Origin of the sequence: Cellulosimicrobium cellulans, from assembly GCF_006539945.1 — a bacterium.
Taxonomy (GTDB): domain Bacteria; phylum Actinomycetota; class Actinomycetes; order Actinomycetales; family Cellulomonadaceae; genus Cellulosimicrobium; species Cellulosimicrobium cellulans.
On the sequence record NZ_BJNZ01000030.1, the window covers coordinates 51,600 to 58,454 of the forward strand.

General features: G+C 77.7%; 3 protein-coding genes and 1 pseudogene. 1 reads left to right on the forward strand and 3 read right to left on the reverse strand.

What is annotated here, in order from left to right; translation table 11 throughout:
- Positions 1-9 precede the first annotated feature (9 nt).
- Positions 10-132 (forward strand): hypothetical protein, encoded by a 123-nt coding sequence (locus CCE02nite_RS21095; protein ID WP_255318942.1) that lies wholly within the window; start codon positions 10-12, stop codon positions 130-132.
- Here the strand turns inward: CCE02nite_RS21095 and recD are convergent.
- The 3 genes and pseudogenes from recD to CCE02nite_RS17575 all read right to left on the reverse strand — a co-directional run.
- Positions 108-2,204: an exodeoxyribonuclease V subunit alpha gene (recD, locus tag CCE02nite_RS17565; RefSeq protein ID WP_141390893.1), complete on the reverse strand. Its 2,097-nt coding sequence runs from the start codon at positions 2,202-2,204 to the stop codon at positions 108-110. The genes CCE02nite_RS21095 and recD overlap by 25 nt on opposite strands.
- Positions 2,201-5,764, reverse strand: coding sequence for a UvrD-helicase domain-containing protein (locus CCE02nite_RS17570; protein WP_255318944.1), 3,564 nt, complete (start codon positions 5,762-5,764; stop codon positions 2,201-2,203). Before CCE02nite_RS17570 ends, recD begins: the two co-directional genes overlap by 4 nt.
- Positions 5,761-6,855 (reverse strand): annotated as a pseudogene (locus CCE02nite_RS17575) (exodeoxyribonuclease V subunit gamma); the annotation flags it as partial. The gene CCE02nite_RS17570 and the pseudogene CCE02nite_RS17575, both read right to left, overlap by 4 nt.

Consider the following 6,855-nt stretch of genomic DNA (forward strand, 5'->3'; position numbering starts at 1 on the left):
ATGGTCGTCATGGACGTCCCCTCGATGATCATGGGCGGCGCGATCGCGTCCGTCGTGTGGATCGTGCTCGTGCCCTGGAGCAGGCTGAAGGCGCTGCGAGAGCGCGATCAGGCGGAGCGCGCGGAGGACTGACCGGGCGGGAGCGGCGTGCGCAGGCCGCTCGCGCGGTGGACCGGGCTCGTGACCGCCGTGCGGACCGCGTCCTCGGAGCCGACGACGCGCACGAACGTCTGCGCGCGCGTCACCGCCGTGTAGAGCAGCTCGCGCGTGAGCAGCGGCGACGTGGCGGGCGGCAGGACGAGCGTGACACGGTCGAACTGGCTGCCCTGCGCGCGGTGGACCGTCATGGCGTGCACGGTCTCGACCGGCGGGAGGCGATGGGTACGCACCTGCAGCGGGGCGCGCGGGTCGCCGAACACGGCGACGATGCCGGCGTCCCCGGGTTCTGCGACGAGCACGCCGGTGTCGCCGTTGTAGAGACCCACCTCGGCGTCGTTCGTCGTGACGAGCAGCGGCCGGCCGGCGACCCACGGCGTGTCGGTCGCGTGGTGGCCCGTGGCCTCCTCGACCCACGCCTCGACCTGCGCCGCCCACCGGCCCCGACCCGCGGGTCCGCGCCGGTGCGCGACCATGACCCGGTGCCGGGCGAGGGCATCCAGGGCCGCGGTGGCGTCGCCCGCGCGGGCCGCCTCGACGAGCGCCGTGCCCGCCGTGACGGCGTCGGCGCGCACGGCGGCGAGCACCGCGTCGTCCGGGACGTCGTCGGGCGTCTCGAGGAACTCCACCGAGCCGTGGCCCGCGCGCAGGAGCGCGAGCGTCGCCTTCGCGTCCCCGGTCCTGATCGCGGCCGCGAGCGGCAGGATCTCGGAGTCGCGGTCCTGGCGGTGGACGGTGCGCAGCCGCACGACGCCGTTGCCCAGCACGGCGCGGTCGTCCACCTCGCCGACGGCGGGCGGCGGGGACGCGGCGAGCGCGACGTCGGCCGTCGCGAGCACGGCGGCCGCCGTCGCGGGCGGGGCGACCGGCTCTCGGTGCACGAGGTCCCCGAGCACGGCGCCCGCCTCCACGGACGCGAGCTGGTCGGGGTCGCCGACGAGCACGAGGCGTGCGTCGGGCCGCAGCGCCTCGAGCAGCCGCGCCATGAGCGGCAGCGCGACCATCGACGTCTCGTCCACGACCACCACGTCGTGCGGCAGGTGGTGCTGCGCGTCGTGCCGGAACCGGGTGCTGCTGCCCGGCCGGTAGCCGAGCAGGCGGTGCAGCGTCGTCGCGACGGGGGCGCCGACGCGCTCGCGGTCGGCGGGGTCGCCGAACCCGGCGACGACCTCGCGCACCGCCTCCTGGAGGCGCGCGGCGGCCTTGCCCGTGGGCGCGGCGAGCGCCACGCGCAGCGCCGCGCCGGACGCCGGGCCCCGTCCCGCGGGAGCGGCGCCCGCGGCGGGCGGCGTCTCGCCGGTGCCCTGACCCGCGGGGGAGGACGGGGCGCCGGACGCGGTGACGGCGGAGGGCGAGGACGGGAGAGCAGCGTCGTGCAGGACGGCGAGCAGCCGCGCGACCGTCGTCGTCTTGCCCGTGCCCGGGCCACCCGTGAGCACGGTGAGCCGGCGCGTCGCGGCGTGCGCGGCGGCGAGCCGCTGCCGGGTGTCGTCCGCGGCCGGGAAGAGGCGGGACAGCGCGGCGTCGAGGCGGTCGGGGTCCACGGGCAGGTCGTCCGCGGCGAGCCGGCCGTCGACGTCGTGCCGGACCGCGAGCTCGTCGCGCCAGTACCGGTCGAGGTAGAGGGCGCCTCCCACCCAGCGCGCGGGGCGGTCGTCCGGCCCGTCGACGCCCGTCGCGACGAGGGGACTGCGCGCGACCGCTGACGCCCACGCGGTCCGGTCCGGCCAGGGCAGGTCCGTGGCGTCGGTGCGCGCCGCCTCCTCGTCCTCGGGCAGCTCGAGCGAGCCGAGGGAGTCCAGGCGCACGCACACCGATCCGCTGCGCACCGCGCGCACGGCGAGCGCGACGGCGAGCAGCACGTCGTCGTCGTGCTCGCCCGTGAGCCGGCCGAGCCGCAGCGCGACGCGCAGGTCGGCCGCGGAGACGACGCGCGCGGCGTTGAACGCGCCGAGCCGCGCGGGCACCCCGACGGCGAGGCGCGGGTCGCCTTCGTCCACGGGGGGAGTCGGCGACGCGGCCGTCGCGGCGAGAGGGGTCGTGGTCATGCGCGACCTCCGTCGAGCAGGGCGGACAGGGCGACGACGAGCCCTGGCGGCGGAGTCCAGGCGACGACGCCGTACGGGGCGCCGTCGGGGCCGGTGGGGGTGTCCGGGCCGGCCATGCCGCGCACGAACAGGTAGGCGCCGCCCGCGAGGTCGCGGTCGGGGTCGTAGTCGCGCACGCGCCAGCGCAGGTACCGGTGCAGCGCGACGAGGTAGAGCACGAGCTGGAGGGGGTAGTGCGAGGCGAGCATCGCGTCGCGCGTCGCGTCCGGGTGGTAGTCGCCGACCGCGAGCGGCACGCCGGGCGGGCCGACGCGGTTGGTCTTGTAGTCGACGACCAGGTACCGCCGACGGCCGGCCGGGTCGGGACGGCCGTCCGGCCCTGTGGCGGGCACGCGCAGCACCGCGTCGATCGAACCCGTGAGGTATCCCCGCAGCGGGACGCCGCCGGAACCGCCCGCCGTCCCGTTCTCGCTCTCGTCGGCCAGGGCCGCGAGCAGGTCGGGGTAGCGGGCGAACGCGTCGTCGGCGGGCAGGTGGGCGCGCAGGACGTCGGCGAGGTCGCGCAGCGTCGAGGGCCGGACGCCCTCGGTCTCGTCGCCGCCCGCGAGCGGGAGCTCGAACTCGAGCTCGGGCAGCCGGTCGCGCGGGTCGACGTCGGCGAGGGTGAGCCCGCCCGCGATCGGCCCGAGCGGGGTGCGCAGCGACAGGCCCAGCGCCGCGGCGAGCGACACGGGCTCCACGCCGGGCACGCGCACCGTCGCGGCCTGCGCACAGCGTGCGCGGACCTCGGCGTCGAGGTCGTCGGCGGCCGTGTCGACGTACTCGAGGATCTCGTGCACGAGGGTGCCGAACGCGGTGCCCCCGGGTTGCCCCTCGTACGGCGAGGGGACGTCGGCGCCGGGACGGGTGGCCGGCGGTCCGACCGGCACCGCGGTCGGCACGGCACCGGTCTCGTCGGCGTCCGGCGACTCCTCCGGCTCGTCCTGGATGCCCGGGTCCTCCGGCTCGCTCTCGATCCCGCCGACCGGCCCGTGGTGCGCCGCTGCCGTGAGCGCCGAGTACGACGCGCGGCGCCACTCGCGGTCCGGAAGGTGCGCGGTGGTCGCGAGCGCCAGGTCCGAGGCGGTCCGGCGCCCGGGAGACCAGCGGGCGCCCTTCGGCCTGCTCTCGACCTGCTCGACGACGACCGTCCCGCCCGAGCGCGCGGCGATCGCCTCGAACGCGGACCGCACGGCGTCGTCGCGCATCGCGTCGGGCCGGGCGTGGCGGCCGGGCTCGCCGCCGAGCATCCGGTCCGCGAGGAGCAGCCGCGTGAGCGGGCCGGACCCGGTGCTGCGCTTGGTCGGGGTCCAGTGAACGACGACCTGGTGCCGGGCGCGCGTGAGCGCGACGTACAGCAGGCGCAGGTCCTCGCCCAGCTCCTCGTCGCGCCAGCGCGCCTTGGCGTCCACGAACCCTGGGGAGCCGACCCCGCCCAGGTGCAGGACGCGCTGCCCGTGGTCGTCGTGGAACGCGAACAGCTCCTGGTCGTCCGACTCGAACCGCTCCCAGCCGAACGGGACGTAGACGACGCCGAACTCCAGGCCCTTCGCGGCGTGGACCGTGACGACCTGCACGGCCGCGGCGTCCGTCTCGAGGCGGCGGGTCCGCTCGTCGGTGAACACCGCGCCGACCTCGGCGATCCGGGCGCGCAGCCACGCCGTGAGGGCGGCCGTGCCGAGGCCCTCGGTGACGGCGGCCTCGTGGAGGGCCTGGGTGACGTGGCGCAGGTCGGTGAGGTAGCGCTCGCCGTCGACCCGGGCCATGACCCGCGCCGTCGCACCTCCCCGGGCCGCGACCTCCGCGACCGCGGCCACGCCGCGGTCCGCGAGCAGGCGCGCCCAGGTCCGGACGGTGTCGCCGAGCTCGTCGTGGTCCGCGTCCCCGGCCGTCGCGAGCCGCTGCGCGTCCCAGCCCACGAACGGCGTGAGCGCGAGCGCCGTCGCGCGGCGGTGCAGACCGGGCTGCTCCAGCGCGGCGAGCAGCGTGAGCCAGTCCTGGGCGGCTGCCGAGCCGAACACGCTCGACGGCCCCGACACCACCGCGGGGACGCCCAGCGCGACGAGCGCCGAGCGCACCGCCTCGGCCTGGGCGTTCGTCCGGGTGAGCACCGCGACGTCGCGCGGCTCGAGCGGCCGCCACCGTCCGACGCCGCCGCCCGCTGCCGCGAGCCCGTCGTCGCGCACGCGGTCGCCGCCGCCGTCCGCGGTCCCGAGGCGGCCCGCGACGTCCGCCGCCACGTCCTGCGCGAGCAGGCTGCGGGCGTCGGGCGCAGACGGCGCCGACGACCCCCCGAGGCGGTAGGCCCGCCGCGTGACCTGCCGCAGCCGCACCGGCGCGCCGCCGGAGAAGCGCGGCTCGGGGTGGGCCGCGTCGACGGGCCGGACCACGATGCGCGGGTCGCCCAGCGCCGTCTCGCCCAGGAGCGCGTGCAGGCCCGTGAGGAGCGGGCCGTCGCTGCGCCAGCTCGTGCTGAGCGTCGCGGTGTCCGCCGCGTCCTCGACCGCGCGCAGGTACGTCACGACGTCCGCGCCGCGGAACGCGTAGATCGCCTGCTTGGGATCGCCGATGAGCACCAGCGTGCGGCACTCCTCGGGATGCCCGTGGAACGCGGTGCGCAGGATCTCCCACTGGTCGGGGTCGGTGTCCTGGAACTCGTCCACCATGACGACGCGGAACCGCGACCGGACCCGCCGCGCCGCCGTCGCGCCGTGCTCCGGGTCCGTCAGCGCGCGGCGCAGCAGCACGAGCAGGTCGTCGTAGTCGAGCAGGTGCATCGCGCGCTTGCGCGCCTCGACCTCGCGGCGCGCGGCGACCGCGGCCTCGTACCGCGCCGCGGCCACCGACCCTTCGGCCGCGTCCGACGGCGCGACCACCGCCCCGTGGTCGCTCAGCGCCGCTCGGGCGACGTCGCGCACGTCGCGCGGCGCCAGGATCGGCTCCGGCTCGTCGGCGAACTTCCGCACGTACAGGTCGTCCGTGACCTCCTCGACGAGGTCCGCGACGTCGGGCAGGAAGCTCGTGGCGAGGTCGACGTCCGCCGCCGTCCCCAGCGCGGTGAGCATCTGCTGGCAGAAGCCGTGCGTCGTCGTGATGGTCGCGGCGTCGAGCTGGGACAGCGCGACGCGCAGGCGCTCGCGGCGCAGGTCGAGCTCGGCGTCGTCGACCGCGGCGAGGAACGCGACGAGAGGCTCCGGGTCGTCCGCGGGAGCGGGCCCGCGCAGCGCGCGCTCGGTCGCGACGAGGCGCTCACGGACGCGGTCGCGCAGCTCCGACGTCGCGGCGCGGCCGAAGGTCACCAGCATGATCTCCGGCAGGGCGGCCACGCCCTCGGCGACGTACCGCGTCGTGAGGGTCGCGATCGTGTGGGTCTTGCCGGTGCCGGCGCTCGCCTCGAGCACGACCGTCCCGCTCGGCAGCTCGCCGAACGGGTCGAAGCGCCGCGGCGTGCCGCTCGTCGTCACGTCGCCCCCGTGCGGGGCGGCGCCGTCGGTCGCGGTCCGGGACGTCGCGCCGTTCACCGGGCGCCTCGCAGCTCGTTCTCCAGCAGGGGCTCCCACACGCGGCGCGCGAGCGCGCCGAGGCGGGTCGGGTCGTCGGGGAATCGGCCCAGGTCGGCCGTGGTGGCGAGCCCGGCGACGTCGGGCAGGGCCGGGTCCTGGCCCCAGGCGAGGACGACGTACGGGTCCTTGCGCTCGAAGCCCTTGTTCCACGCCCAGCCCGCGCGCATCAGGGCGTCGCGCGCGTCGCTCGTGCTCCGTTCCTCGGTGTAGCGCAGCGACACCTCGGGGAGCACCGGCAGCGGCTCGCGCGCGGCCTCGTCGCGCAGCGCCACGAGGTCGGCGAGGACCCGCGTCGCCGTGTCGCGGTCCGGCGGCGTGAGCGTCGACCAGGCGACGCCCGGCCCACGGGTCGAGCGGCCGATCGCGACGGCGTCCCACGGGCGCCCGGGGTCGCTCGCCGTGAGCGCGAGCGCCTGCACCCACGCGCGCAGCCGGTGCTTGGGCCCGAGGCGGGAGTACTCGGTGCGCACGACCCGCGCGCCGTGCACGCCCGGCACGCTCCCGACGAGGGTGCGGCCGTCGGGCAGCACGGCGCGGACGTCGACCGTCTCGGCCGAGCTCAGCACGTCCTGGCTCACCGGGCGGCCGGCGGCGAGGTCGGCCTCGCGCGCGGCCTCCACGGCGGTGACCCGCAGCGGGCCGACGGCGCGGACGACCTCCTGCAACGCGGAGCGTCCCAGCTCGCGCGGCGGGACCTGTCCCCGGCGCCACTCGGCCTGCATCGCCCGGTTCGGGTCGACGCCGGAGAGCGCGGCCCGCAGCACGCGGTCGCCCACGCCCCAGCCGGAGAGCCCCGTGAGCGCGAGCGGGAGGCGGTCCTCGACGTCGTCCTCCTCCAGCACGAGGCCCACGTCGAGCGTGTGCTGGGCGAACCACCTCGGTGCGTTCTCCAGCAGACGGACCAGATCGTCGAGCTCGACGTCGGCCGGCGCGCCCGGCGACCCGGCGCCGTCCGCGGGGAGGTCGAGCGGTGCGCCGACGAGCGCGCCGACGGGCCGGCGCTCGCGGTGCAGGGCGCGGGCCCCGGCGAGCGCGGCGCCGTCGTGGCT

What these genes read in the sequence shown, in the direction of transcription:
- CCE02nite_RS21095 (WP_255318942.1), top strand. Translation starts at nt 10, where the DNA reads ATGGACGTCCCCTCGATGATCATGGGCGGCGCGATCGCGTCCGTCGTG.
- recD (WP_141390893.1), bottom strand. Translation starts at nt 2,204, where the DNA reads ATGACCACGACCCCTCTCGCCGCGACGGCCGCGTCGCCGACTCCCCCC.